General features: G+C 59.9%; 20 protein-coding genes. 6 read left to right on the forward strand and 14 right to left on the reverse strand.

Going from position 1 to position 23,183, the window contains the following annotated elements:
- Positions 1–32: 32 nt before the first annotated feature.
- Together ACP0KA_RS00175 and ACP0KA_RS00180 are read right to left on the reverse strand one after the other, a co-directional pair.
- Positions 33–1,331, reverse strand: a complete 1,299-nt coding sequence (locus tag ACP0KA_RS00175; protein WP_424626818.1) for an RsmB/NOP family class I SAM-dependent RNA methyltransferase — start codon at positions 1,329–1,331, stop codon at positions 33–35.
- A 64-nt stretch (positions 1,332–1,395) separates the two neighbouring features.
- Entirely contained in the window at positions 1,396–1,740 is a 345-nt protein-coding gene (locus tag ACP0KA_RS00180) for a hypothetical protein (RefSeq protein WP_424626819.1), read from the reverse strand.
- A gap of 190 nt (positions 1,741–1,930) precedes the next feature.
- Between ACP0KA_RS00180 and ACP0KA_RS00185 the strand changes: the two genes are divergently transcribed.
- Positions 1,931–2,083 (forward strand): hypothetical protein, encoded by a 153-nt coding sequence (locus ACP0KA_RS00185; RefSeq protein WP_424626820.1) that lies wholly within the window; start codon positions 1,931–1,933, stop codon positions 2,081–2,083.
- A 170-nt stretch (positions 2,084–2,253) separates the two neighbouring features.
- On the opposite strand, the gene ACP0KA_RS00190 is transcribed toward ACP0KA_RS00185, so the two are convergent.
- The 3 genes from ACP0KA_RS00190 to guaB all read right to left on the reverse strand — a co-directional run bounded on the left by ACP0KA_RS00190 (position 2,254) and on the right by guaB (position 5,706).
- Positions 2,254–3,288 (reverse strand): NADP-dependent oxidoreductase, encoded by a 1,035-nt coding sequence (locus ACP0KA_RS00190; protein ID WP_424626821.1) that lies wholly within the window; start codon positions 3,286–3,288, stop codon positions 2,254–2,256.
- A gap of 132 nt (positions 3,289–3,420) precedes the next feature.
- Positions 3,421–4,044: a hypothetical protein gene (locus ACP0KA_RS00195; protein WP_424626822.1), complete on the reverse strand. Its 624-nt coding sequence runs from the start codon at positions 4,042–4,044 to the stop codon at positions 3,421–3,423.
- A gap of 168 nt (positions 4,045–4,212) precedes the next feature.
- Positions 4,213–5,706: an IMP dehydrogenase gene (gene guaB / locus ACP0KA_RS00200; RefSeq protein ID WP_424626823.1), complete on the reverse strand. Its 1,494-nt coding sequence runs from the start codon at positions 5,704–5,706 to the stop codon at positions 4,213–4,215.
- A gap of 330 nt (positions 5,707–6,036) precedes the next feature.
- Here guaB and ACP0KA_RS00205 point away from each other — a divergent pair, with 330 nt between their 5' ends.
- Positions 6,037–7,500: an MFS transporter gene (locus ACP0KA_RS00205; RefSeq protein ID WP_424626824.1), complete on the forward strand. Its 1,464-nt coding sequence runs from the start codon at positions 6,037–6,039 to the stop codon at positions 7,498–7,500.
- A gap of 66 nt (positions 7,501–7,566) precedes the next feature.
- Here ACP0KA_RS00205 and ACP0KA_RS00210 read toward each other — a convergent pair whose 3' ends face one another.
- Complete coding sequence (locus ACP0KA_RS00210; RefSeq protein WP_424631453.1) at positions 7,567–8,250, reverse strand: RlmE family RNA methyltransferase; 684 nt, start codon at positions 8,248–8,250, stop codon at positions 7,567–7,569.
- A gap of 234 nt (positions 8,251–8,484) precedes the next feature.
- The gene (locus tag ACP0KA_RS00215; protein ID WP_424626825.1) at positions 8,485–9,561 is read right to left on the reverse strand and encodes a Ppx/GppA phosphatase family protein; all 1,077 of its coding nucleotides are present in this window, start codon (positions 9,559–9,561) and stop codon (positions 8,485–8,487) included.
- Positions 9,562–9,773: 212 nt separating this feature from the next.
- Here ACP0KA_RS00215 and ACP0KA_RS00220 point away from each other — a divergent pair, with 212 nt between their 5' ends.
- Entirely contained in the window at positions 9,774–12,149 is a 2,376-nt protein-coding gene (locus ACP0KA_RS00220; RefSeq protein ID WP_424626826.1) for a xanthine dehydrogenase family protein molybdopterin-binding subunit, read from the forward strand.
- 47 nt (positions 12,150–12,196) lie between these two features.
- Here ACP0KA_RS00220 and ACP0KA_RS00225 read toward each other — a convergent pair whose 3' ends face one another.
- Positions 12,197–12,994, reverse strand: coding sequence for a hypothetical protein (locus ACP0KA_RS00225; protein WP_424626827.1), 798 nt, complete (start codon positions 12,992–12,994; stop codon positions 12,197–12,199).
- Positions 12,995–13,139: 145 nt separating this feature from the next.
- Here ACP0KA_RS00225 and ACP0KA_RS00230 point away from each other — a divergent pair, with 145 nt between their 5' ends.
- Together ACP0KA_RS00230 and ACP0KA_RS00235 are read left to right on the forward strand one after the other, a co-directional pair.
- The gene (locus ACP0KA_RS00230; RefSeq protein WP_424626828.1) at positions 13,140–13,628 is read left to right on the forward strand and encodes a YaiI/YqxD family protein; all 489 of its coding nucleotides are present in this window, start codon (positions 13,140–13,142) and stop codon (positions 13,626–13,628) included.
- Between the two features lie 14 nt (positions 13,629–13,642).
- Positions 13,643–15,463, forward strand: coding sequence for an ABC-F family ATP-binding cassette domain-containing protein (locus tag ACP0KA_RS00235; protein ID WP_424626829.1), 1,821 nt, complete (start codon positions 13,643–13,645; stop codon positions 15,461–15,463).
- A 3-nt stretch (positions 15,464–15,466) separates the two neighbouring features.
- Here ACP0KA_RS00235 and ACP0KA_RS00240 read toward each other — a convergent pair whose 3' ends face one another.
- Positions 15,467–16,369, reverse strand: a complete 903-nt coding sequence (locus ACP0KA_RS00240) for a LysR family transcriptional regulator (RefSeq protein ID WP_424626830.1) — start codon at positions 16,367–16,369, stop codon at positions 15,467–15,469.
- A 90-nt stretch (positions 16,370–16,459) separates the two neighbouring features.
- Between ACP0KA_RS00240 and ACP0KA_RS00245 the strand changes: the two genes are divergently transcribed.
- Positions 16,460–17,674 carry an MFS transporter gene (locus tag ACP0KA_RS00245; RefSeq protein ID WP_424626831.1) on the forward strand — a complete coding sequence of 405 codons (1,215 nt, stop codon included), beginning with the start codon at positions 16,460–16,462 and terminating at the stop codon, positions 17,672–17,674.
- On the opposite strand, the gene ACP0KA_RS00250 is transcribed toward ACP0KA_RS00245, so the two are convergent.
- The 5 genes from ACP0KA_RS00250 to mmsB form a co-directional block, all read right to left on the reverse strand.
- Positions 17,671–18,912: a TIGR03862 family flavoprotein gene (locus tag ACP0KA_RS00250; protein ID WP_424626832.1), complete on the reverse strand. Its 1,242-nt coding sequence runs from the start codon at positions 18,910–18,912 to the stop codon at positions 17,671–17,673. The genes ACP0KA_RS00245 and ACP0KA_RS00250 overlap by 4 nt on opposite strands.
- 5 nt (positions 18,913–18,917) lie before the next feature.
- Positions 18,918–19,850: an SDR family NAD(P)-dependent oxidoreductase gene (locus ACP0KA_RS00255; RefSeq protein WP_424626833.1), complete on the reverse strand. Its 933-nt coding sequence runs from the start codon at positions 19,848–19,850 to the stop codon at positions 18,918–18,920.
- 25 nt (positions 19,851–19,875) lie between these two features.
- Complete coding sequence (locus ACP0KA_RS00260; RefSeq protein ID WP_424626834.1) at positions 19,876–20,340, reverse strand: MaoC family dehydratase; 465 nt, start codon at positions 20,338–20,340, stop codon at positions 19,876–19,878.
- 210 nt (positions 20,341–20,550) lie between these two features.
- On the reverse strand, positions 20,551–22,266 hold the full coding sequence (locus ACP0KA_RS00265) for an AMP-binding protein (protein ID WP_424626835.1): 1,716 nt from the start codon (positions 22,264–22,266) through the stop codon (positions 20,551–20,553).
- 9 nt (positions 22,267–22,275) lie between these two features.
- Positions 22,276–23,160 (reverse strand): 3-hydroxyisobutyrate dehydrogenase, encoded by an 885-nt coding sequence (mmsB, locus tag ACP0KA_RS00270; protein ID WP_424626836.1) that lies wholly within the window; start codon positions 23,158–23,160, stop codon positions 22,276–22,278.
- Positions 23,161–23,183 lie beyond the last annotated feature (23 nt).

Here is a 23,183-nt window from a genome sequence, read left to right on the forward strand (position 1 = left end):
AACTGGAGACCTATTCCACCGCTTCCAGCTCGTCAGCCCCGGGTCAGGATCGCGGCGAAAAAACCGTCCGTTCCGGTCCGGCGCGGGGTCATCAGCAGCCCTTCGCTCGATTGCAGCGTGGCCTTCCCGAAGTCTGCAGCCCATTCGCCCAGCACCGCGACGGTCTTTGCAGGCGGGAGCACCTTGTATTCCGGGTGGCGCGCGACGAAAGCTTTCACCTGTTCGGTGTTCTCCTGCGGCAGAACCGAACAGGTGATATAGGCCACGCGACCGCCGGGCTTGACCAATAAAGCAGCACGATCAAGCACTTCGATCTGGTCCTTGATACGAACTTCGAGCGCACCGGGGCGCATGCGCCATTTGGCGTCCGGATTTCGCCGCCAGGTCCCGGTTCCGGTGCATGGCGCGTCGATCACCACGAGATCGGCCGAAGCCTTGATATCGGCCAACGTGTCGTCCGGCCCCTTAGGCGTGCGGACATCGGCATTGTGCACGCCGGCACGGGACAGCCGCTCATGGATCGGAGCAAGCTGGCGCTTATCACGATCGGTGGCGATCAGGCGCCCCTTGCCCTGCATCATGGCAGCCAGGGCCAATGTCTTTCCCCCGGCTCCGGCGCACATGTCGATGACCTGCTCACCAGGCTTCGCGTCGGTGAGCAATGCCGCAAGCTGCGAACCTTCGTCCTGAACCTCAACGCCACCCTTGATGAAAATCTCTTCGGCATGAATGCCAGGGTTACGCGCATCCGCGCCGAGCTCGATGCGGATACCCAACGGCGACCATGGCGTCGGCTTGGCGCCCAAATGCGCAATGGACGCCAGCGCCTTCTCGCGCTTGGCCCTCAGTGTATTGACGCGCAGATCGAGCGGCGCGCGGCTGGCCATCGCCGTCGCCTCCTCCATCCGCTCATCTCCGAAAACTTGAGTCAAATGCGGATCAAGCCACTCAGGATAATCGCCCGCGACATGGGCCGGCGCGCCGCTGAGAGAACGCGATGTGAGCGCGGCGCGTTCATCTGCCGACAATGCCTCTGGCGCAAAACGCTCCCCGGTGCAAAGCGCGGCAATCGCGTTGACGTCGAGACCTCGCTCCAACTTCAACATGCCGAGCAATCGTGCGCGCGACGTGTCGGCGTCCATCAGATAACTGCTCGAGGACCGACGGCGCAGAACATCGAAGACCAGGCCCGCAATGGCAGCCCGGTCGCCTGATCCCGCAAACCGGTGCGACGTCCCCCATTCCTTCAGCGCGTTCGCTGCGGGAACACGTTGTGCATCGATGGTCGACAGTATTTCGATGGCTGCGGACAACCGTGCGGCGGGCGTCATCTCTACTCTTCCTGGAAAGCGGCGGGACGGACGATCCAGCGCCAGACGCTCAACTAGCCGCCCCTTAGATGAGAAACAAGACACGGATCGCGAAATAGAGCCACATGGCAAACAAAACCAGTGCCCCAGCCGCGAAAAACAGCGATCCGCGAGCTTCAGAAGCCGAAACCAGAAATCCGGCCTGGCATATCTGCACCACCACAAACACCCAGGCCAGCATGACGATGATGAGATCCGCGTGGCGCGTTTCGATCGCCAATGCGACCAACACGTAGAACAGCGTGTGCAGGTGATATCCGAACCAATCGCCATCTGCCGGCTTTGGTCGCCCACTTCCGCGCCAGAATATCAAAAGAAACGTCAGGCCGACCAATACAAACGTCGGCACCAAAATCATCTGAACCAGCATAAAGAATCCTCAGCCTGAAATGCTCCGCCGTGCCGGACGCGCGGCTTGAGCGCGACCTGCGCTTGAACCTGATGGAATGATCAAGCGACCAATGGGCGAAAGGTTCCAATCCGCAAGCGGCTGCAACTCGTAGCCCACGACGGAGCTGACCGCGAACAACATGCGATCAGATCGACTTCAGGGGATTTGGATGATCAAAACCATTGTGACGATTTCAATCACCAAACCATTTTCTATTTTTTATGCGTGCACGCACGGCGGCGCATTTGAACCGCTGGATAATGATATGGAAAAGGCGGTGTCGGGCCGGTCGCGTTCTACAAGAAAGCCCGCGTGTCTCTAAATTGACCAAACGGCAGTGAGCAAGTGGCGGATGATCTGCAACGCCTGCGATGCAAGTCACGCTCAGCGGCGAAGACACCACAGCTGCCGACAGCCTTTGCTATACGGGTAATTTATTCAGAAATCCCTCACCCCTCGCTTCTGATCAGAAGCGAGGGGTGAGAAAAACCGTTAAGCCTTGTCTGGCCCGACGCGCACGAGCTGCTTGCCGAAGTTTGCGCCCTTCAGAAGTCCCATGAAAGCCTGCGGTGCACTTTCGAGACCTTCGGTGACGAACTCGCGATGCTTGACCTTGCCCTCGCGCAGCCACTGGGACATGTCGCGAATGAAGTCCGGATACAGCGCATCGAAATCGCGGACGATGAAGCCGCGGAAATTCAGGCGCTTCACCAGAATCGCACGCATAATGGAATTGGCCCATGGCGGCGTCGGCGTGTCCTTGCCGAAAATCGTGTTGTAGTCGGCAATCAGACCGCAGACCGGAATGCGCGAGAACGGATTCAGCAGCGGAAATACCGCGTCGAAGACTTTTCCGCCGACGTTCTCAAAATAGACGTCGATGCCTTTGGGGCATGCGCCCTTGAGCTTGTTCGCGAGGTCGGGATCACGATGATCGAGACATTCATCGAAGCCAAGCTCGTTTTTCACATAGTCGCACTTGTCCTTGCCGCCGGCGATTCCGACCGCGCGGGCTCCTTTGATCTTCGCGATCTGTCCGACCGCCGAGCCGACAGCGCCTGAGGCCGCGGCCACGACCACCGTCTCGCCTGCCTTCGGCTTTCCGATCTCGAGCAGACCCGTGTAGGCGGTCATTCCCGGCATGCCGAGCACACCGACCGCGGTCGAGATCGGCGCATTCTTTGGATCGACCTTGCGCAGGCCCTTGCCATCGGAGAGCGCATATTGCTGCCACCCCGAGTGGGAAAGAACAACGTCGCCTTTGGCAAAACCGGGATTGTTCGAAGCGACGACTTCACACACCGCGCCGCCTTCCATCACGCCATCCACGGGCACAGGTGCAGAATAGGAAGGACCATCGCTCATGCGCCCGCGCATGTATGGATCGAGCGAAAGCCAGATCGTGCGGAGCAACACCTGGCCCTCGCCCGGCGCCGGCACAGGATAGTCCTCAAGGCGAAAATTGCTTGCCGTCGGTTCGCCCGTGGGACGGGACGCGAGTACGATACGCTTGGCGGTTTGGGCCATGTTGTTTCCTCGTTGTGTCAAAACTTGAGAGGAGTTCTACCTAACCACCAGCCCGATTGCCAAGCGATGTTGGAACCCGCCGACAGCGCTTATCGGACGCAGCAGGTATGCTAACGCACAGCCGGTGTTTCGCTATGCGGTAATTCTCGCCAGCGCTTGATCGAACGCGACAGCCGCTTCGGACAACTCCTTGAAAGACCGGATGACGTGCGTTGTTTCGAGATTCTTCTCGGCAAAACCTTGCCTGACTTCCGAGAAGGATTTCCCGTCTTGAAGCATTCCTGCGGGCGCAACCACGTGGAATTCGTGCGCTTCAATTGGCGTATCTTTGGGCAGCCAGACACCGAGGCTGACAATACCGTTGCCGCGTCGATGCGAAATATACCGCTCCACCGCAACAGAGCCGTCCCTCTGATGGCCGCCCAGCTTGGCATAGCCTTGAGAGTCGAGCAGTCTGTGTGCCTTGAAGCCCTTCACGCCCTCCGACTTCGCTTTCGCGGTCTCTTCGGAGAGATCGTATTTGGCGGCCATCTCCTTTCCGATTGCCGCAAGCTGTTCCGACATCGCATGCTCGAACTCCTTGAGTTCTGAGCGGGCCTTTGACGGCTTGCGCGGCTTGGAGGCGTTGCGCTTCTCGAGCTCGGTCCTGCACTTCTCGACGACATCCGCGACGGACTTGCGTTCCGCGTTGGCCAGCAGATTCTTCAAATCCTGATCTGAAAGCGCGGCAATCCTGTCGTCAGTCCAATCGACCATGATGTTATGTCTTTCAAATGCTACAGGACTGGAATCGCCGAGACCTTCTTGGGTCGCGAGCGTCAAAGCTTACGTGATAGGTAAATGCTCAACCGGCCGGAACAAGCCAGTTAGCGATCAATAACTGCCGAATGTAGCGCGTTTACGCGCCGTCCGGCAGTCATTCAATCAGGCACCACCCGGATAGTTCGGGCTCTCGCGGGTGATCGTGACGTCATGCACGTGGCTTTCGCGCAGACCGGCGCCGGTAATGCGTACGAATTCCGCCTTCTGGTGGAAGTCTTCGAGGTTTCGCGCACCGACATATCCCATTGCCGCGCGCAGGCCGCCTGCGAGCTGATGCAGGACGTTAGCAACCGGCCCCTTATAAGCGACCTGGCCCTCAATGCCTTCCGGCACCAACTTGAGTGTGTCCTTGATGTCCTGCTGGAAATAGCGGTCCGCAGAGCCGCGCGCCATTGCGCCGACCGATCCCATGCCGCGATACGCTTTGTAGGAGCGACCCTGCCACAAAAAGACTTCGCCGGGTGTTTCGTCTGTGCCCGCCAGCAGCGAGCCGACCATCGCGATATCAGCGCCTGCCGCAAGTGCCTTGGCAAGATCGCCCGAATACTTGATGCCGCCGTCGGCGATCACCGGAATGTTCGCCTTCTTCGCGGCTTCGACCGAATCCATGATCGCGGTGAGTTGCGGCACGCCAACGCCAGCGACGATGCGCGTGGTGCAGATCGATCCCGGACCAATGCCGACCTTGACCGCGTCCGCACCAGAATCGATCAGTGCTTGCGTCGCTTCGGCGGTTGCAACGTTGCCCGCGACGACCTGCACAGCATTGGACAATTTCTTGATGCGACTGACCGCCTCTAACACCCGCACTGAATGCCCATGTGCCGTATCGACAACGATAACATCGACGCCGGCTTCGATCAGCCTTTCGGTGCGTTCGAATCCACCTTCACCAACGGTCGTGGCAGCCGCAACGCGCAAGCGGCCCTGTTCGTCCTTGGATGCCAGCGGATAGGCAACCGCCTTCTCGATATCCTTCACGGTAATAAGGCCGACGCAACGATACTGGTCGTCGACCACCAGCAGCTTCTCGATGCGGTTTTGGTGCAGAAGCTTTTTCGCTTCGGTCTGGCTCACGCCTTCGCGCACCGTAATGAGATTCTGGTGCGTCATCAGTTCGGAGACTTTCTGCTCCGGATCGGTGGCGAAACGCACGTCGCGGTTGGTCAGGATACCGACAAGCTTGCCCGGCTTCCCGTAGCCGCCGCCGGTGACAACCGGAACGCCGGAAATGCTATGGTCCTTCATCAATGTCAGTGCATCGACGAGCTTGGCATCCGGGCCGATGGTCAGCGGATTCACAACCATGCCGGACTCGAACTTCTTGACCTGGCGGACCTGCGCCGCCTGCCCTTCGACATCAAAGTTACGGTGGATCACGCCAATACCGCCAGACTGCGCCATGGCGATGGCCATGCGGGCCTCCGTCACGGTGTCCATCGCGGACGCGATAATCGGAACGTTTAGCGGGATGGCGCGGGTCAGATGGCTGCGGATATCGGCGTCCGATGGCAGAATATCGGACAAACCAGGCTTCAGCAGCACATCGTCAAACGTGAACGCTTCGCGAATGCCCTGATCCGAGTATCTTGCCATTGCCAACTCCGTTCGGCAGCCCGTGGCTGCGATAAAAATGTTCGGATGAGCGAAATCGGACGATACCTTTGGCATCGCCCGAATCGAAGCCCATCAATAGGGTTGGCGGTGGTCGATAGCATGTCATCATGACGTTTCAAAGCATTTCACGCCAAAATTGCGGGTTTTTGCGCATGGGAGTTCTGCAACAGGGCCTCTGGCGCGAAAAGAGAGGCGAACAGGTCCTCTCACGGCGAGTTTATTGACCTAACGGGCCCGGACTCGCCTATCAGTGCCCGGCATTCTCTTGCCGCCCACCATTTCGCTAAATCTTTCCATAAAGCTGAGCCGATGCAGAAGGAACGCCTGATACCCCTAATCGTGGCCTGTGCCCTGTTCATGGAGAACATGGACTCGACCGTGATCGCCACCTCTCTGCCCGCCATCGCCGCGGATATCGGCACCAGCCCGCTGACACTGAAACTTGCGATTACGTCGTACCTGCTCTCCCTGGCCGTCTTCATTCCGGCGAGCGGCTGGACTGCGGACCGCTTCGGTGCACGGACCGTATTCAGCGTCGCCATTGCCGTCTTCATGGTCGGCTCGATCGGTTGCGCTCTCTCCAGTTCGATCACTGACTTCGTGTTCGCGCGTATCCTGCAAGGCATTGGCGGCGCGATGATGACCCCCGTCGGACGCCTTGTTCTGCTGCGCTCCGTCGACAAGAGCGCGCTGGTCAATGCCATGGCGTGGGTAACCGTGCCTGCCCTCATCGGTCCGGTGATCGGACCGCCACTTGGAGGCTTCATCACCACCTATTTTTCGTGGCACTGGATCTTTCTGATCAATATTCCGATCGGGATGCTCGGCATCTTCATGGCGTTGAAATACATCGATCCGATCAAAAGCGAAAATCCCGAGCGCTTCGATGTCGTCGGCCTCGTGCTTGCCGGACTGGGTGTGGCGGGGGTGGCTTTCGGATTGTCCGTTGCCGGTCTCGGCCTGTTGCCGTGGGAAATCGTCTTCGCCTTGATCATCGGCGGCGGTGTTGCGATGGCCCTCTATCTGCGGCACGCGAAACGCACTGCCTCACCCGTGCTGGATTTCACGTTGCTGAGGTTGCCTACATTGCGGGCGTGCCTGACCGGTGGCTTCATGTATCGCCTCGGCATTGGTGCGCTACCCTTCCTGCTGCCGCTGTTGATGCAAATCGGATTCGGCCTGTCGCCGTTCAAATCAGGCTTGGTCACGTTTGCATCTTCGCTCGGCGCACTCGGCATGAAGACGCTCGCGGCTCGCATCATCCGGACCTTTGGCTTCCGCAACATCATGGTCATCAATGCCGTGGTGAGCTCATTTTTCCTCGGCGCCTGTGCTCTGTTCACTCCGTCTACACCGCTCCTGTTGATCATGATCATCCTGATCGTCGGCGGATTTTTCCGCTCGCTTCAGTTCACGGCGATCAACACGCTCGCCTATGCTGATGTCGAGCCCGGAGAAATGAGCCGCGCGACCACGATCGTCAGCGTCAACCAGCAGCTCGCGATATCGGCAGGCGTTGCCGTGGGCGCGCTCGTGGTCGAAGCGACAATGCTGCACAACCAGTCACCACAGTTGGGAGCCGGCGATTTCTGGCCCGCGTTCGTGGTGATCGCGATCTTGTCGGCGGCCTCGGCCTACGCGTTCTGGAAGCTCCCTGAAGACGCTGGCCATCTGGTGTCAGGGCACAAGATTCCATCGCTTGAAGGACCGAAAGCACCTGAAGTGGCCGCGAGCGAAAGCACGCAGGAAGCACGCGACCAGAAGCTCGGGTAAAGCGTTTTCGAACGAAATGACAACGGTTCTGATTGAATCAGAACCGAAGCTCTCGGCTTTGGGCCATCACTCTCTGGACGCGCGAAAGCCCATCGCGAGCACGTAACGCTCGGAGGAATCCTGCCGGCTCGCGGCCGGCTTCACGTGCTTCACGGTCGTGTAGTCGCGCTTGAGCTGTGCGAGCAGATCAGCATCCGCTCCACTTTGGAACACCTTGGCGAGGAATGTCCCCCCGGGATTGAGTACTTCAGCGGCGAACTCCGCCGCGCTTTCCACGAGGCCAACGATCCGCAATTGATCGGTCTTGCGATGGCCGGTGGTGTTGGCCGCCATATCGGACATCACGATATCCGCACCGCCGCCAATCATCGCGCGCAAGCGATCCGGGGCTTTTTCGTCGAGAAAATCCATCTGCGCGAAGTCGACGCCGGGAATTTCGGGCATCTCCAGCAAGTCGATGGCAACAACCTTGCCTTTGCCCTCCAGTGAACCGACGCGCTTGGCCGCGATCTGGCTCCATCCGCCCGGAGCCGCACCAAGATCGACGACGACCTGTCCAGCCTTCAGAAAGCGGTTCTTCTCATCCATTTCCTGCAGCTTGTAAGCTGCGCGCGAACGAAATCCATCGCGCTTGGCCTGTGCCACGTAGGGATCGTTCAATTGGCGCTCGAGCCAAAGCTTTGAGGACAGCTTCCGCTTGCCGCCGGTCTTGACGGTGACGTGGAGCCGCCCGGTGGTGTCTTTTGCCATTGAATCCGCTTTCAGAGCGTCATATTGCGCGATGCCGGAAGGGATACGACGTTTCGCCAGCCGCGTCACCGCTAGTGTCCAGAATCCAAAGTCCGCCTCATCGTGCAGCGCGCTCCGTAGCGGGCTTTGGATTCGAAAGGACACTAGCAAATCTATGATTCTAGTGTGGTTCAGGTTCAGAAGTTCGCCAGAAGGACCTCGCAAGAAAATCGAGCGAACTTCTGAACCACCACACTAGGCTGCGGGCATCACTCCGTCCTTCCGCATCATCTCGACCAGCATGCCTTCGCGCAGGCCGCGATCCGCCACCCGCAACCGCGGCAGCGGGAATGCAAGGCGGATAGCGTCGAGGATGGCGCATCCGGCAAGCACCAGATCGGCCCGTTCCGTGCCGATGCACGGGTTGAGCGCGCGGTCTCTGTAGGTCATCGCGAGCAGTCGCTCGATGGCGGAGTCCAACTCGCCGTCATTCATCCATAGGCCATCGACCTTGCGGCGATCGTAATGCGGCAGGCCAAGATGAACTCCGGCAACCGTTGTGACCGTGCCCGAGGTTCCAAGCAGATGCATACCGCATAAGTCATTGCCATACCGATCGGCGAACGGCGCAAGGTGGCCTGCAACCGCCTCGATCATCGCCTCGTAGCACTGGCGCGTCACATTCGTGCCGCCGAACCGCTCAGCGAGGGTCACAACGCCGAGCGGCAGCGAGACCCAGGGCCCTTTCACAGGTGCGGCATCTGCGGCGCCGCCTGTCCGCTCAATGCGAACGATTTCCGTCGACCCGCCGCCGATATCAAAGAGAATTGCTCCCTTCGCTTTTGAATCGAGCAATGGCGAGCAACCGATCATGGCGAGCGTCGATTCAGTCTCCCGATCGACGATTTCAAGTTGAATGCCGGTTTCTTGCGCGATCACGCTGAGGAACGAATCGGAGTTCTCGGCCGCGCGACAGGCTTCCGTTGCGATGGTTCGAAGACGTTTGACGCCTCTCGCACGAATCTTGTCGCTGCAAACGGTCAGAGCCCCGACGGCGCGTGAAATCGCGGCGTCGCTGATGCGTCCCGTGGTCGAAACACCCTCACCTAACCGGATGATACGAGAAAATGAATCGATGACGCGAAACCCTTCCGGAGCCACGCGCGCGACCAGCAAACGGCAGTTGTTCGTACCAAGGTCGAGAGCTGCATAAGCGGGGGCCGCGACGAAAACGCGATCGTGAATACGATCACGTCCATCGTCCTCTGCGACCGACCTTGGCAGGTCCACGCACGGCTGGGAGCCGTGGCGCAACTGCGCTTCTTCCGCCATATCAACCCATCTCTGCGCAGCCGCTCGGCGGTGCGCCAATTCCTGTTCGATATGGACAGTAACAGTGTGGTGATTGGGTGCAACACCAGTGGCAGCAATAGAAGCACAATCGATTATTGTGGTTAGGGCACCGCAGCACTATTTCTGGGATCGATTCCGCCCAAAACCCAGCCTTTATCGCCGTAAAACCGGGTCTGTCATCGGATTTTCATATGCAAGATCACGTCTCTCGCCCTACCGCTGAAAACCATGCCGCATTGCAAAAATTTGGAGTTGGCCAGCCCGTACGCCGCAAGGAAGACGACACCCTTGTGCGAGGCAAAGGGAAATACACCGACGATTGCACCCTTCCCGGTCAGGCCTATGCCTGGATTGTGCGCAGCGCGCACGCTCATGGTGTCATAAAAAGCATCGGCACTGATGCCGCCAAGAAGATGCCCGGCGTCCTCGGCGTCTGGACCGGTCAGGACCTGATCAGCGCGGGATACACGCCGTTCACGTCCGGCGTGCCGCTGAAAAGCCGAGATGGCTCACCACTGCTCCAGACCAGCCGCCCGGCGCTTGCCACCGATAAGGTGCGTTTCGTTGGCGATCCTGTCGCGTTCGTTGTTGCGGCGACGCTCGCTGAGGCTCGCGATGCAGCCGAGGCAGTGGTCCTCGACATCGATGCGCTTCCGGCAGTCACGAGCGCCGAAGCGGCAACGAAACCAGGAGCTCCGCAACTTTACGATCATATCGCCAACAACGTCGCTCTCGACTTCCACTCAGGCGACACGGCCGCGCTGGACGCAGCTTTTGCGAAAGCGGCCCATATCGCGCATCTCGATATCGTGAATACGCGCCTTGCGGTTGTTGCCATGGAGCCGCGCTCGGCCCTTGCGCATTACGACAAGACCACCGAACGCTATACTATCGAAGTTGCAACGCAGGGCGTGGCCGGAAACCGCACGTCGCTCGCGAAGACTATGAATGTCTCTCCCGACAAAATTCATCTGCTGACGCACAATGTCGGCGGGTCGTTCGGCATGAAGAACGCGAACTATCCCGAGTATGTTTGCATCCTTCACGCAGCGAAGGAACTTGGCCGTCCGGTGAAGTGGACGGACGAGCGCTCGACCAGCTTTCTCTCCGACAGCCATGGACGCGCGCAGGACATTCACTGCGAACTGGCGCTCGCCGCCGACGGCGGCTTCCTCGGCGTGCGCGTCCGCGGTTACGGTAATTTCGGTGCTTATGTCACCGGCTTCGCGCCGGTGGTGTTGTCGCTCAACATCGCCAAGAACATTGCCAGCGTTTACCGGACGCCGCTGATCGAAGTCGATATCAAATGCGTGGTCACCAACACCACGCTGATGGGCGCGTACCGCGGCGCCGGTCGCCCGGAAGCCAACTATTTCATGGAACGCTTGATCGATCGCGCCGCCGACGAGATGGGCATCGACCGCCTGACGCTGCGCAAGCGCAATTTCGTCAAGTCTTCGCAAATCCCCTACGCGGCCGCCAATGGCTTCACCTACGACAGCGGCGATTTCCCTGGCGTGTTCAATAAAGCGATTGAAACAGCAGACCTCGCAGGCTTTGCAAAGCGCAAGCGCGAGAGCCGTAAGCGTGGGAAGTTGCGCGGCATTGCTGTGGGATCCTACCTCGAGATCACAGCGCCGCCGAGCGTCGAATTGGGAAAGATCACGTTCGAGACTGATGGCACGGTAAAAATCACCACCGGCACGCTTGATTACGGACAGGGTCACGCAACGTCCTACGCACAAGTATTGGCGACGCATCTCGGTGTCCCGTTCGATGCGATCACGCTTGAGCAAGGCGACAGTGACACCGTTCATACCGGCAACGGCACCGGCGGATCACGGTCGATCACAGCCAGTGGAGCAGCCATTGTCGGAGCATCGCGGCTCATTGTTGAAAAGGGGAAACAGGCAGCCGCGCATGTGCTGGAAACATCCGAAGGCGATATCGAATTCGCCGATGGGCGCTTCACGATCGCAGGCACCGATCGCGGCATCGGCGTCATGGAGCTCGCGGCCAAGCTGCGAGGCTCCAAGCTGCCGGAGGGCGTGCCGTCATCGCTCGACGTCGATCACACAGCGCAGCCTATTCCTTCGACATTTCCCAACGGCTGCCACGTGGCCGAGGTCGAAATCGACCCGGAGACCGGTGTCGTCCAGATCGTCAATTATACGGGCGTCAATGACTTCGGCACGGTGGTCAATCCGATGCTCGTCGCCGGCCAGATCCATGGCGGTGTCGCGCAAGGTATCGGCCAAGCCCTGATGGAATGCGTCAGCTACGATTCAAACGGCCAGCCGATCACCGGCTCGCTTATGGATTACGCGATACCGCGTGCCCGCGACATTCCATCGATGACGATTGGCAGTCATCCCTCACCCACCGCATCCAATCCGCTTGGTACCAAAGGATGTGGTGAAGCCGGCTGCGCCGGCGGCCTTGCCACCATTGTGAACGCTGCAATCGATGCGCTGTCCGACTATGGCGTCACGCAACTCGACATGCCGCTGACGCCGGAAAAGATTTGGCGGGCCATTCAGGAAGGCAGCAAGGCGAAATCGGCCTGACGGCTGCTGTCACGAAGACCCGGGGTCTTTCCCCGGGCTTTTCCAGGCTATGCGGCCACCGTTTCGCGAGGCTGGTAAATCGCCACATGCCGGCAATGCGCAATGGGCGTCTTTCCGTTTGCGACGATCAGGCCATCCAGTTCGACAAACTTATGGCCTTTGCGATCGTAATTGCCGGTCACTTTGGCGCGTACGGTCAGCACATCCTCGACGGAGGCTGTTGCAAGATATTGGATTGTGCTGCCGACATGAATCCATGGCCCCAGAATGGCGTTCTCCATGAGCGCCCAGTTCATGGTGCGCAGGAGCATACCGGTGTGAACGATCTTCTCGTTTGCATAGAGCGGATCGGTTTCACGAACATCACGCAAGTAATCGAGCGAAGGTTGGGCTCCCAGCGTGTAAGGCGGTATCCCGAGCCACTTTCCCTGCTCGTAGGAACTGGTGTTGACCGGTTCGCGTTTCGCCACCACGGAAACATCCTGGAAATCGGTCAGTGAAATCGTCTTCGTCCCAGACGACATTGACGCATGCCCCATCGCACACAATTCGCCACGGCTTTCGACCTTGATCGCAATGCCCGTATCAGTGTCTGCAGCAGAGACGACAGCGGTCTCGCCATCATAGACCGGCTTGAGAAAGCGACCGTCCATCAGACCGTGTTCAAGAAAGGCCTTCCCCCATTTCGCCACCGGCATATGGCTCATATAGGCGAAGACATCGACGCCGGGGACCAGACCGCCCTGAAACCCGAACCTGCGCGCGACCGTATCGTCGTGCATCTTGTTTTCCGAATTTTTGGCGAGGTTATAGGCGGAAACGGTATGGGGCTTCAGTGCGGTCATCGGCGTCCTCGGGATTTTCTCGATTGTTGAGGAAGATGGTACGCAAAGTTCCGGTCCTGACAAGCGGTGCCCGTGCATGCCTCTTAACCGGGCCCCTGCGGCTTTTGCTCGCCATTCGGCCCGCCTTGCGCTACCAGCATCGGCAATGACCCCAGACGACCCCGCCCAATCGCGCACAATCCGGATTTACGTAGATGCCGACGCCTGCCCGGTGAAAGACGAGATTTATCGCGTCGCCGAGCGGCACCGGCTACCAGTCAGCGTCGTCGCGGGAAATTTCATTCGCGTGCCGAACGACCCGCTCATCGAGCGCATTGCTGCGGGGTCGGGAATGGATGCCGCGGACGACTGGATTGCGGAACGCGCGCAAAAAGGCGATATCGTCATCACAGCCGACATCCCATTGGCAGCGCGCTGCGTCAAAGCTGGTGCAGATGTCATTGCACCGACCGGAAAGCCTTTTTCGGAAGATTCCATCGGAATGACATTGGCGGTCCGCAATCTGATGACAGACCTGCGCTCCAGCGGTGAAGTCACCGGAGGACCACGCTCGTTCTCTCCGAAGGATCGCTCGGCGTTCCTCTCCACCCTCGATCAAACCATTCGCCGCATTCAGCGCGGGCAGCAGAAATAAAGCAATTCGACCACATGGCGCCTCCCCTTATTCAATTGAAAGACATCGCGTTGACCTTCGGCGGCACCCCGCTGCTGACGGGCGCCGAGCTATCCGTATCGACCGGCGAGCGCGTCTGTCTGATCGGACGCAATGGCTCAGGTAAGTCGACCCTGCTGAAGATCGTCGCGGGACTAGTGGAAGCGGATCGCGGCAGCCGCTTTGTGCAGCCGGGCGCGACCATTCGCTATTTGCCGCAGGAGCCGGATTTCACCGGTTGTGCGACGACGCTGGCTTATGTGGAAGCGGGCCTCAATCCCGGCGATGATCATTATCAGGCGCAATACCTCCTGGAGCAGCTCGGACTCACCGGCACTGAAGACCCGACAAACCTCTCGGGCGGAGAAGCACGTCGCGCGGCGCTGGCCCGCGTCCTCGCCCCCTCACCCGATATTCTTCTCCTCGACGAGCCCACCAACCATCTCGATCTCACCACGATTGAATGGCTGGAAGGCGAGTTGGCCGGCCGCCGTAGCGCGTTGGTGATGATCAGCCACGACCGGCGTTTTCTCACCAATCTGTCTCGCGCGACCGTCTGGCTCGATCGCGGCCAAACCAGACGAATCGAAAAGGGCTTCGAAGCATTCGAGGCCTGGCGCGACGACGTTCTCGCTGAAGAGGAGCGCGACCAGCACAAGCTCGACCGCAAGATCGTCGCAGAAGAACACTGGTTGCGCTATGGCGTGTCGGGCCGCCGCAAGCGCAACGTCAAGCGCCTCGGCAACCTTCATGCGCTGCGCGATCAGCGCCGCGATTATCGCGGCGCTGCCGGCAAAGCCAGCCTCGCAGCAGCGGAAGCCGATACGTCCGGTAAACTTGTGATCGAAGCCAAGCGCATCGAAAAGTCTTTCGGCGAGCGCAAGATCGTGGATGATTTCTCGATCCGCGTGACGCGTGGCGATCGGTTGGGCATCGTCGGCCCCAACGGCGCTGGCAAAACCACGCTCATCAATATCCTGACCGGAGCGGACGCACCGGACAGCGGTTCGGTGCGTCTCGGCGCCAATCTGGAGATGGCGACCCTCGACCAGCATCGCGAGAGCCTCGATCCGAAAACGACGCTATCCGAAGCCTTGACGGGCGGACGCGGCGACAGCGTCATGGTCGGCGGCAAGCCAAAACATGTCGTCGGCTACATGAAGGACTTCCTGTTCTCTCAAGAGCAGATCCGTACACCGCTCGAAGTGCTGTCCGGCGGTGAACGCGGCCGGCTGATGCTGGCGCGTGCGCTGGCAAAGCCGTCGAACCTGCTGGTGCTGGACGAACCGACCAACGATCTCGACCTTGAAACCCTCGACGTCCTCGAGGAGATGCTGGGTGATTACGACGGCACGGTCATTCTCATCAGTCACGACCGCGATTTCCTCGATCGCGTGGTGACCTCCGTCATTGCCCCGGAAGGCAATGGGAGATGGGTCGAATATGCCGGTGGCTACTCCGACATGCTGGCCCAGCGCGGCTCCGACCTGCAGGAGAAGGCCGTCAAAGCCGTTGCATCGGATGAAACCAAGCCTGCAAAGACAGTTGCGACATCATCCGCTCCTGCCTCCAAGCGCCGCCTCAGCTTCAATGAAAAGCACGCGCTGGAGACATTGCCCAAGACCATGTCGAAGCTGCAGGCGGAGATCGCCAAACAGCAAAAGCTGCTGGATGATCCTCAACTTTATACGAAAGACAGGAAGGCCTTTGACGCGGCATCAGCCGCTATTGCGAAGGCCCAGAGCGAGCTCGATGCCGCCGAAGAAAAGTGGCTGGAGCTGGAGATGCTGCGCGAGGAGATCGAAAGCGGCGCGTGATTTTCATTTGCCGGTATATTTCCGCAACTCGCCGTCAAGCGCATCGCGAAAGGCCTTGATAGGCTTTGCCAAACGGCCTGCAGGCGGACGGTGAACGATCCAGGCACGCACGGCGGGCTCGAACCCCTCTACCCTGATCGCCTTTAGCTTCGTCCGGTACGGACTCTGCTTGAGCGCAACCGGTGTGACCACACCGACGCCAAGCCCGCGTGCAACCAGCGACAATCGAAGCTCAGAATCCAATGCTTCGACGGCGACATGGAACGGCAGGTGTGCGGCGTCGAGGTGACGTTTGAGCGTGCTGCGAAAGCCGCAGCCGTCCTGATTGATGACCCAGGACATCCGCGAGATTTCCGCAAGACTGACGACGTCGGCAATGTCCTGTTCGCGTGGCACGACGAGAACCACGGGATGAACGCCTAGATCATCGCATTCGAGATCCGCAGGAGGCGCGGTGCCGTCCGGCAGACAAACTGCCGCGGCGTCGAGTTGATTGCGGCTGACCCGCTCGACGTGATCGGGCGACCAACCAGAAATCACCCGGATGCCGAGCGCCGGGAATTCCGACCGAAGCGCATCCAAAGGGCTGCTGAGACCCGTCTCCGAGAGATACGGCGTGATACCCAACCGGAATTCGCCGCGGACCAAACCGTCTGCCGCCACACCGGATTTCAGGTCCTCCAGACTTCGTAAGACGCGACGGCCATGCTCGTAGGCTTCGCGCCCCGCAGGCGTCGGTCTCAACGGCTTCGACTGGCGATCGAGCAGCTCCGCGCCCAGCAGATCCTCAAGATTCTGGACCCGCCGCGTCACGCCCGGCTGCGTCAGATTGAGCCGTGCCGAAGCCGCAACAATCGAGCCCGTCTCCACCACAGCGACGAAAGCGACCAGATCATGCGTGTTCATATGTAACTCGCATATTGATTATCAACATAATTCAATTGTCGCATATTATCACGACTGTTTAAAGGGCCTCCGTTCACCCGAGAGGCCCTCATGTCCGCATGCCAAATAACCACCGTCGCTGACGGCCGGAGCGTTCCGCGCCCTTTCATCTGGCTCGGCGCGATCGCCACAGGCGTCATCGTCACCAATCTGTTTGCCCCGCAAATTCTTGTCGGGCTGATCGCGTCCGCCCTCGGCATGACGACGGCCTATGCAGGCATGGTCGGCACTCTCACTCTGCTGGGGTACGCATTCGGGCTGTTCTTTCTGGTGCCCCTTGCTGACATCTTCGAAAACAGACGCCTGATCGTGCTCACTCTCTGGGGCACCGTGATTACAGCTGCGTGCACCGCAGCTGCGCCAAGCGCAGGCTTCCTGCTGATCGCGGTGTTTCTGTTAGGCGCATTCTGTTCCGCAATTCAGATGCTGGTCCCGCTGGTGGCCTCTATGGCGCAGCCGTCTGAGCGGGGCCGGGTCATCGGCGACGTCATGAGTGGCCTGATGGTCGGCATCCTGCTGTCGCGCCCTGCCGCGAGTTTCATTTCGGACGTGTGGAACTGGCGCGGCTTCTACGTAGCCTCGTCTCTCGCCGTCGCCATCCTCGCCATCGCATTGTCGAGGCAGCTGCCGCCGCTGTGTCCCAAGGCGCAGATGAGCTACCTTCATCTGCTGGGGTCGTATTGGACCTTGATACGCGAGGAGCCGGTGTTGCGGGTTCGCTCTTGGACCGCCGCATTGTCCATGGCTGCGTTCTCGGCATTTTGGGCGGCAGTCGCGCTCAAGCTTGCGCAATCCCCCTTCAATCTCGGCGCAAGCGGCATCGCGATTTTTGCACTCGTTGGAGCAGCCGGCGCGATCGCAACACCATTGGTCGGCCGACTGGGTGATGCGGGGCACATACGCGTCACCCTGTGCGCCTCTCATGCCCTGATCATTCTCTCGCTTGCTCTGTCAGCTTCTATTGACCTCCTCGAAACGAAGACCTGGTCACTTGTCGTGCTGGGCGCTGGCGCTGTCGTGCTTGATCTCGGGGTGACCGGCGATCAAATCCTTGGCCGACGCGCCGTCAACCTGTTGCGAGCGGAAGCAAGAGGACGTCTGAACGGGCTGTTCGTCGGGATATTCTTTATCGGTGGCGCGATTGGTACAGCGACAGCTGCTTTTGCCTGGGCGCACAGTGGATGGATTGCAGTGTGCACGATAGCGGCCGCATTCGGCCTGCTGGCGTTGATCACCGATATGGCAACATCCGTCGGCACATCCTAAGAGATCGATTTTGATCGCTGGGGTGCGCTGCTCAGCCAGGCGAGCGCACCTCGCCCTGCTGCCGCACCCGTTGCAAAGCAGGCTTGCAGCAAATATCCGCCGGTCGGCGCTTCCCAGTCGAGCATCTCGCCCGCAACAAAAACCCCGGGCAGTTTACGAAGCATGAAACCGCCGTCGATTTCATCAAACGCGACTCCACCCGCCGTCGAAATGGCACGCTCAAGCGGCGCAGTCCCGACGAGCTTCACCGGAACGTCGTTGATGAACCGCGCGAGGTCGACAGCCGACATCGTTGACGGATACAACTCCAGCGCAATCGTCGCTTCCTGCAGCAGTCCGATCGCCACCGGCGAAAGGCTGAGCTGCTTTCGAAGATAGGTCGAAAGCGACTGCTTGTTTCGCGGCGCGCTCAATCTGGCCACGAGATCCGAGATCTCCAGATCGGCCCGCAGGGCCACACGCAGAGTTGTCTCACCCAAAGCATCAATCGCATCGCGCAGTGGCGCGGAGATCGCGTAAACGGCCCCGCCCTCGATACCGGCTCGCGTGATGACCATATCGCCACGCGCGATGTGCGCCCCCGATGAAAGCGTCACGCCCTTGAGAGGATGCCCCTCATACCGGTCACGAAACACGTCCGACCACGCGACGCGGAAGCCGCAATTGGCCGGCTGCAGCGTGGTGCTCGCAATCTCTTTGGATTGCAACACACCAACCCAATTGCCATCCGATCCGAGGCGCGGCCAGCTCCCGCCGCCCAATGCCAGAACGGTGGCGTCGGCCTTTACGTTGTGCTCGCCTTCGGGACTCTCGAAGCGCAGTTCGTCGTTGTCTGTCCATCCCGTCCATGTATGGCGCAGAGCGAACTGCACGCCCGACTGATCGAGACGCCGCAGCCAGGCGCGCAACAACGGCGACGCCTTGAACGCCTTCGGAAACACCCGGCCACTGGTGCCGACGAATGTCGGCTGCCCGAGATGCTCGCTCCACGCGCGGAGAGATTCCGGCGGAAAAGCTTCAATGGCCTCGCGCAAGTTCGGCATTGCCGTGCCGTAGCGCGCAAGAAACGCATCGAGCGGCTCGCTGTGGGTCAGGTTAAGTCCGCCCCGCCCGGCCAACAGAAACTTTCGCCCGACGGACGGCATCCGGTCATAGACCGTGACGCGCATGCCGTTCATCGCGAGGATCTCGGCCGCCATCAACCCCGCAGGGCCGGCACCGATGATTGCAACGTCCAACGTGATCAACCGCCCATCGGGGGCAGCTTGATGCCCGCGGCTTTCGCTGCCTGCTCGACATACTTGTAGGTCTGGAAGAACGCGCCTCCAAGGTCGCGGGCTTTCGACATGTCCGCGATCTTTTCAAAGTTCGCAGCAACCGCATCCGGCGTCCATTCGGACTGGGGCAGATTGAGACCTTCTGTCTCCACGATCTTGATCACGGCAAATGAGCCCGCGCCTGCGCCCATGATCGTGCGTGTGGGCGCGTCCTCGCTGAGCATGTACATCACCGCCGGCGTAATCGCTTCCGGCTTCATCAACGCCAGCACATCGGGCGGGATCAGGCCTTCCGTCATGCGCGTTGCCGCCGTCGGCGAGATGGTGTTGACGCGAATGTTGGTCTTGCGCCCTTCTTCGGCCAGCACATTCATCAAGCCGACGATGCCGGCCTTCGCTGCACCGTAGTTGGCCTGACCGAAATTACCGAACATCCCGGACGATGATGTGGTGACGACGATGCGGCCGTAGTTGCGCTCCTTCATCCCATCCCAAACTGCTTTGCAGCAGTTGAACGTTCCCGTGAGATGAACGCTCACGACCTTGGCGAAATCGTCCGGCTCCATCTTGCCGAACGACTTGTCACGCAGAATGCCCGCGTTCGCGACCATGAGGTCAACGCTGCCCCACTTGGCGGTGGCTTGCGCGACCATGTCCTTGACCTGCTCGTAGCTGGACACGTCGGCGCCGTTCACCATCGCCTCGCCGCCCGCCTTGCGGATTTCCTCCACAACCTCCTCGGCCGGGCTGACCGATCCGCCGCTCCCATCGCGTGCCGCGCCCATATCATTGACGACGACACGGGCGCCGAGCTTGGCCAAGCCAAGTGCATGCGCTCGTCCGAGGCCTGCGCCCGCACCCGTCACAACCGCAACGCGTCCATCGAACCTGATTGCCATGATCGTCGTCCCTTTTGAATCCGAGTTAGTTGAAGATGTGCAATGCGAGCCAGTCGGCAACCAAAGCGGGCTTCTGCTCGTTCTCGATTTCGAGCGTGACCGCTGTCCGCGCCAATAACTCCTTTGGCGACCGCATAGTTGCTTCGGACATCACAAATCGCGCACGGACGCGCGCGCCGGCACGCACAGGCGTCAGAAACCGAACCTTATCGAATCCGTAATTGATCGACATCGCCGTGTCGTTGAGTGTCGGCATCGCTTCATAGGCCATGGCGGACAAGAGCGACAGCGACAGAAAGCCGTGAGCGATCGTGCCGCCAAACGGCGTTTCGCGCTTTGCGCGCTCCGGATCGACATGGATGAACTGATGATCGTTGGTCGCGTGGGCGAATTGATCGATCTGTTTCTGGTCGACCGTATGCCATCCCGACACCCCAAGCTCGGTGCCCGTGAGCTTCAGGTAGTCTTCGCGATCCATTGCAACGCCCATCGTGTCCCCTCTGTGGCTGCACCAGTGTGGTAATTCGCACACTAGGGGTTCGCACATTCCACAGAACGGCGTTGGGGCCAAGAGAAAACTTTACTTGCAATGCGTCGGAGCACACCTGCGAATCCGTCATACGACGAAAGTCAGATGTGCATTAAGCGCGGAATTCAGTCGATTCTCGCTAGGAGGAGTTGGAAATCTCCTCCACCGCTGCTAGCGCCCAACCTGTAACTCGGGAAAATCCTCTTCCCGGAATTCGTGACCGCGCATGGGATCCTTGCGATCGTTGTCGTGCTCCAGGCGACGAAGCTGCACGCGACGGATCTTGCCTGAGATCGTCTTCGGCAATTCCGACACCAGTTCGATGCGGCGAATCCGCTTGAACGGCGCAAGGCGCGAATGCGTGTACTGGAAAATCGAGAGCGCGGTCTCACGAGAAATAGTCGTGCCCGCAACCAATGACACGTAGGCCTTCGGAAGCGCGAGGCGAATGGGATCGGGCGTCGGCACCACCGCCGCTTCGGCCACGACGTCGTGCTCGAGCAATACGCTCTCGAGTTCGAATGGGCTGATGCGATAGTCGGACGATTTGAAAACATCATCCGAACGGCCGACAAATGTCAGATAGCCATCGTCATCGAGAAACGCGACGTCTCCGGTCTGATATGTGTCGCCGTCGGCGCCTTTAGGCTTACCATCTTCGCCTTGATAGCCAAGCATCAATCCCGCTGGCCGATCCGCGCCAAGAACGAGGCGAATTTCTCCCTCTTTGGCCGGATTGTTGTCGGCATCCGTGACCTTGACCATGTAGCCCGGCAAGGGCCGGCCCATCGACCCAACTTTCACCGGCTGTCCCGGTGAATTGCCCGCAAGGGCCGTCGTCTCCGTCTGACCGTAGCCGTCGCGAATTGTCAGTCCCCAGGCCGCCTTCACTTGATCGATGACTTCAGGGTTGAGCGGCTCACCTGCGCCGCACACCTCCCGCACAGATACTTTGTAATCCGCCAGCTTCTCCTGGATGAACAGCCGCCAGACGGTCGGTGGCGCACACAACGTCGTCACGCCACAGCGAGCGACGGTTGCGAGCAAAGTCTTGGCGTCGAACCGCGGCTGGTTGCAGATGAAGATCGTCGCGCCGGCATTCCAGGGCGAGAAGAAGCAGCTCCACGCATGCTTCGCCCATCCCGGCGAAGAAATGTTGAGATGAACATCACCGGGCTGCAAGCCGAGCCAGTACATCGTTGACAGCGATCCGACCGGATAGCTGCGATGGCTGTGCAGAACAAGCTTTGGTTTCGCCGTGGTGCCGGAGGTGAAGTACAGCAGCATCGGATCATTGGCGCCGGTCGGCTCGTCCGGTGCAAACGTCTCGGGATATTTGGCTACATCCTCGTAGCGCCGCCAGCCCTCGTGGTCCGAGGTCGCCGCAACAACGATTCTTGTAAACCCTTCGCCGCCCAGGCCTTCGAACTTGGCAACCTGGTCCTGGGAAGCCACCACGACTTTCGCTTTGCCGCGATCAAGGCGATCGCGCAATTCGTCGGCGGTGAGCAGCGTCGTCGCCGGGATGATCACAACGCCGAGCTTCATGGCGGCAAGCATGGTTTCCCACAACGGCACCACATTGCCGAGCAGCAGCAACAGATGATCGCCGCGCTTCAGTCCGAGATCGCGCAGAAAATTCGCGGTTTGGTTGGACCGCCGCGAGAGCTCGCTGAATGACAGTTTGGTTTCGGTATTGGTCGCGACGTCGACAATCCAGAGCGCGGTGCGGTCTTTGCTCTCTGGATCCGTCGCCAGCCCCGCATCGAACCAGTCGAGGGCCCAGTTAAAGTGGGATTCGTCCGGCCAACGGAAATCCCGAAACGCCGTGTCGTAATCGGTGCGATGTTTGAGAAGGAAGGAGCGCGCGTCCCGGAACGTCGTCATCGCGCTCTCCTACTTCGCCAGATGCCGCACGTGCTTGATGATCCCTGAAAAGTCGACGCCGCCGTGGCCCGCCTTCTCGAAAGCATCGTAGATGCTCTCAGCATGGGCTCCGAGCGGCGTGGCCGCGCCGGCCGATTTGGCGGCTTCCTGCGACAGGCGAAGGTCCTTCAACATCAGCGCAGCCGCAAAGCCGGGTTTATAGTCATTGTTGGCGGGCGATGTCGGGACCGGACCCGGTACCGGGCAATAGGTCGTCAGCGACCAGCACTGGCCCGATGACGTTGATGCCACATCGAACAAGGCTTGATGCGAAAGGCCGAGTTTCTCGCCGAGAGCGAACGCTTCCGACACGCCGATCATGGAGATGGCAAGGATCATGTTGTTACAGATCTTGGCCGCCTGCCCCGCGCCCGCCTCGCCGCAGTGCACGATCTTCTTACCCATATTTTCCAGAATTGGTTTGGCGTCGGCAAAGGCCTTGGCGTCGCCGCCGGCCATGAACGTCAGCGTCGCGTTTTTCGCGCCGACAGTCCCACCTGAGACCGGTGCGTCGACCGACGGCAAATTGTGTTCTTTCGCGTGGGCATGGGCGTGGCGCGCACTTTCCACATCGATAGTCGAGCAATCGATCATCAGCGTGTTCTTGCCGACCAAGGGAACGAGTTCTGTCCACACACTCAGGACGTGCTTGCCTGCAGGCAGCATGGTGACGACGATTTCCGCATTCTTGACCGCATCTGCTGCACTTGCCGCGATACTGACGCCGTCTGCCTTGGCTGCGTCCTTCGACGCCTGCACGAGGTCGAAGCCTTGAACCTTGTGTCCCGCCTTAACGAGGTTGGCAGCCATCGGGCCACCCATATTGCCCAGACCAATGAATGCGATGTTTGCCATGTTTCTCCCCTCGCTTTTGAATT

This window comes from Bradyrhizobium sp. SYSU BS000235, from assembly GCF_049747295.1.
Classification (GTDB): Bacteria; Pseudomonadota; Alphaproteobacteria; order Rhizobiales; family Xanthobacteraceae; genus Afipia.

What these genes read in the sequence shown, in the direction of transcription:
- ACP0KA_RS00175 (WP_424626818.1), bottom strand. Translation starts at nt 1,331, where the DNA reads ATGACGCCCGCCGCACGGTTGTCCGCAGCCATCGAAATACTGTCGACC.
- ACP0KA_RS00180 (WP_424626819.1), bottom strand. Translation starts at nt 1,740, where the DNA reads ATGCTGGTTCAGATGATTTTGGTGCCGACGTTTGTATTGGTCGGCCTG.
- ACP0KA_RS00185 (WP_424626820.1), top strand. Translation starts at nt 1,931, where the DNA reads ATGATCAAAACCATTGTGACGATTTCAATCACCAAACCATTTTCTATT.
- ACP0KA_RS00190 (WP_424626821.1), bottom strand. Translation starts at nt 3,288, where the DNA reads ATGGCCCAAACCGCCAAGCGTATCGTACTCGCGTCCCGTCCCACGGGC.
- ACP0KA_RS00195 (WP_424626822.1), bottom strand. Translation starts at nt 4,044, where the DNA reads ATGGTCGATTGGACTGACGACAGGATTGCCGCGCTTTCAGATCAGGAT.
- guaB (WP_424626823.1), bottom strand. Translation starts at nt 5,706, where the DNA reads ATGGCAAGATACTCGGATCAGGGCATTCGCGAAGCGTTCACGTTTGAC.
- ACP0KA_RS00205 (WP_424626824.1), top strand. Translation starts at nt 6,037, where the DNA reads ATGCAGAAGGAACGCCTGATACCCCTAATCGTGGCCTGTGCCCTGTTC.
- ACP0KA_RS00210 (WP_424631453.1), bottom strand. Translation starts at nt 8,250, where the DNA reads ATGGCAAAAGACACCACCGGGCGGCTCCACGTCACCGTCAAGACCGGC.
- ACP0KA_RS00215 (WP_424626825.1), bottom strand. Translation starts at nt 9,561, where the DNA reads ATGGCGGAAGAAGCGCAGTTGCGCCACGGCTCCCAGCCGTGCGTGGAC.
- ACP0KA_RS00220 (WP_424626826.1), top strand. Translation starts at nt 9,774, where the DNA reads ATGCAAGATCACGTCTCTCGCCCTACCGCTGAAAACCATGCCGCATTG.
- ACP0KA_RS00225 (WP_424626827.1), bottom strand. Translation starts at nt 12,994, where the DNA reads ATGACCGCACTGAAGCCCCATACCGTTTCCGCCTATAACCTCGCCAAA.
- ACP0KA_RS00230 (WP_424626828.1), top strand. Translation starts at nt 13,140, where the DNA reads ATGACCCCAGACGACCCCGCCCAATCGCGCACAATCCGGATTTACGTA.
- ACP0KA_RS00235 (WP_424626829.1), top strand. Translation starts at nt 13,643, where the DNA reads ATGGCGCCTCCCCTTATTCAATTGAAAGACATCGCGTTGACCTTCGGC.
- ACP0KA_RS00240 (WP_424626830.1), bottom strand. Translation starts at nt 16,369, where the DNA reads ATGAACACGCATGATCTGGTCGCTTTCGTCGCTGTGGTGGAGACGGGC.
- ACP0KA_RS00245 (WP_424626831.1), top strand. Translation starts at nt 16,460, where the DNA reads ATGTCCGCATGCCAAATAACCACCGTCGCTGACGGCCGGAGCGTTCCG.
- ACP0KA_RS00255 (WP_424626833.1), bottom strand. Translation starts at nt 19,850, where the DNA reads ATGGCAATCAGGTTCGATGGACGCGTTGCGGTTGTGACGGGTGCGGGC.
- ACP0KA_RS00260 (WP_424626834.1), bottom strand. Translation starts at nt 20,340, where the DNA reads ATGGGCGTTGCAATGGATCGCGAAGACTACCTGAAGCTCACGGGCACC.
- ACP0KA_RS00265 (WP_424626835.1), bottom strand. Translation starts at nt 22,266, where the DNA reads ATGACGACGTTCCGGGACGCGCGCTCCTTCCTTCTCAAACATCGCACC.
- mmsB (WP_424626836.1), bottom strand. Translation starts at nt 23,160, where the DNA reads ATGGCAAACATCGCATTCATTGGTCTGGGCAATATGGGTGGCCCGATG.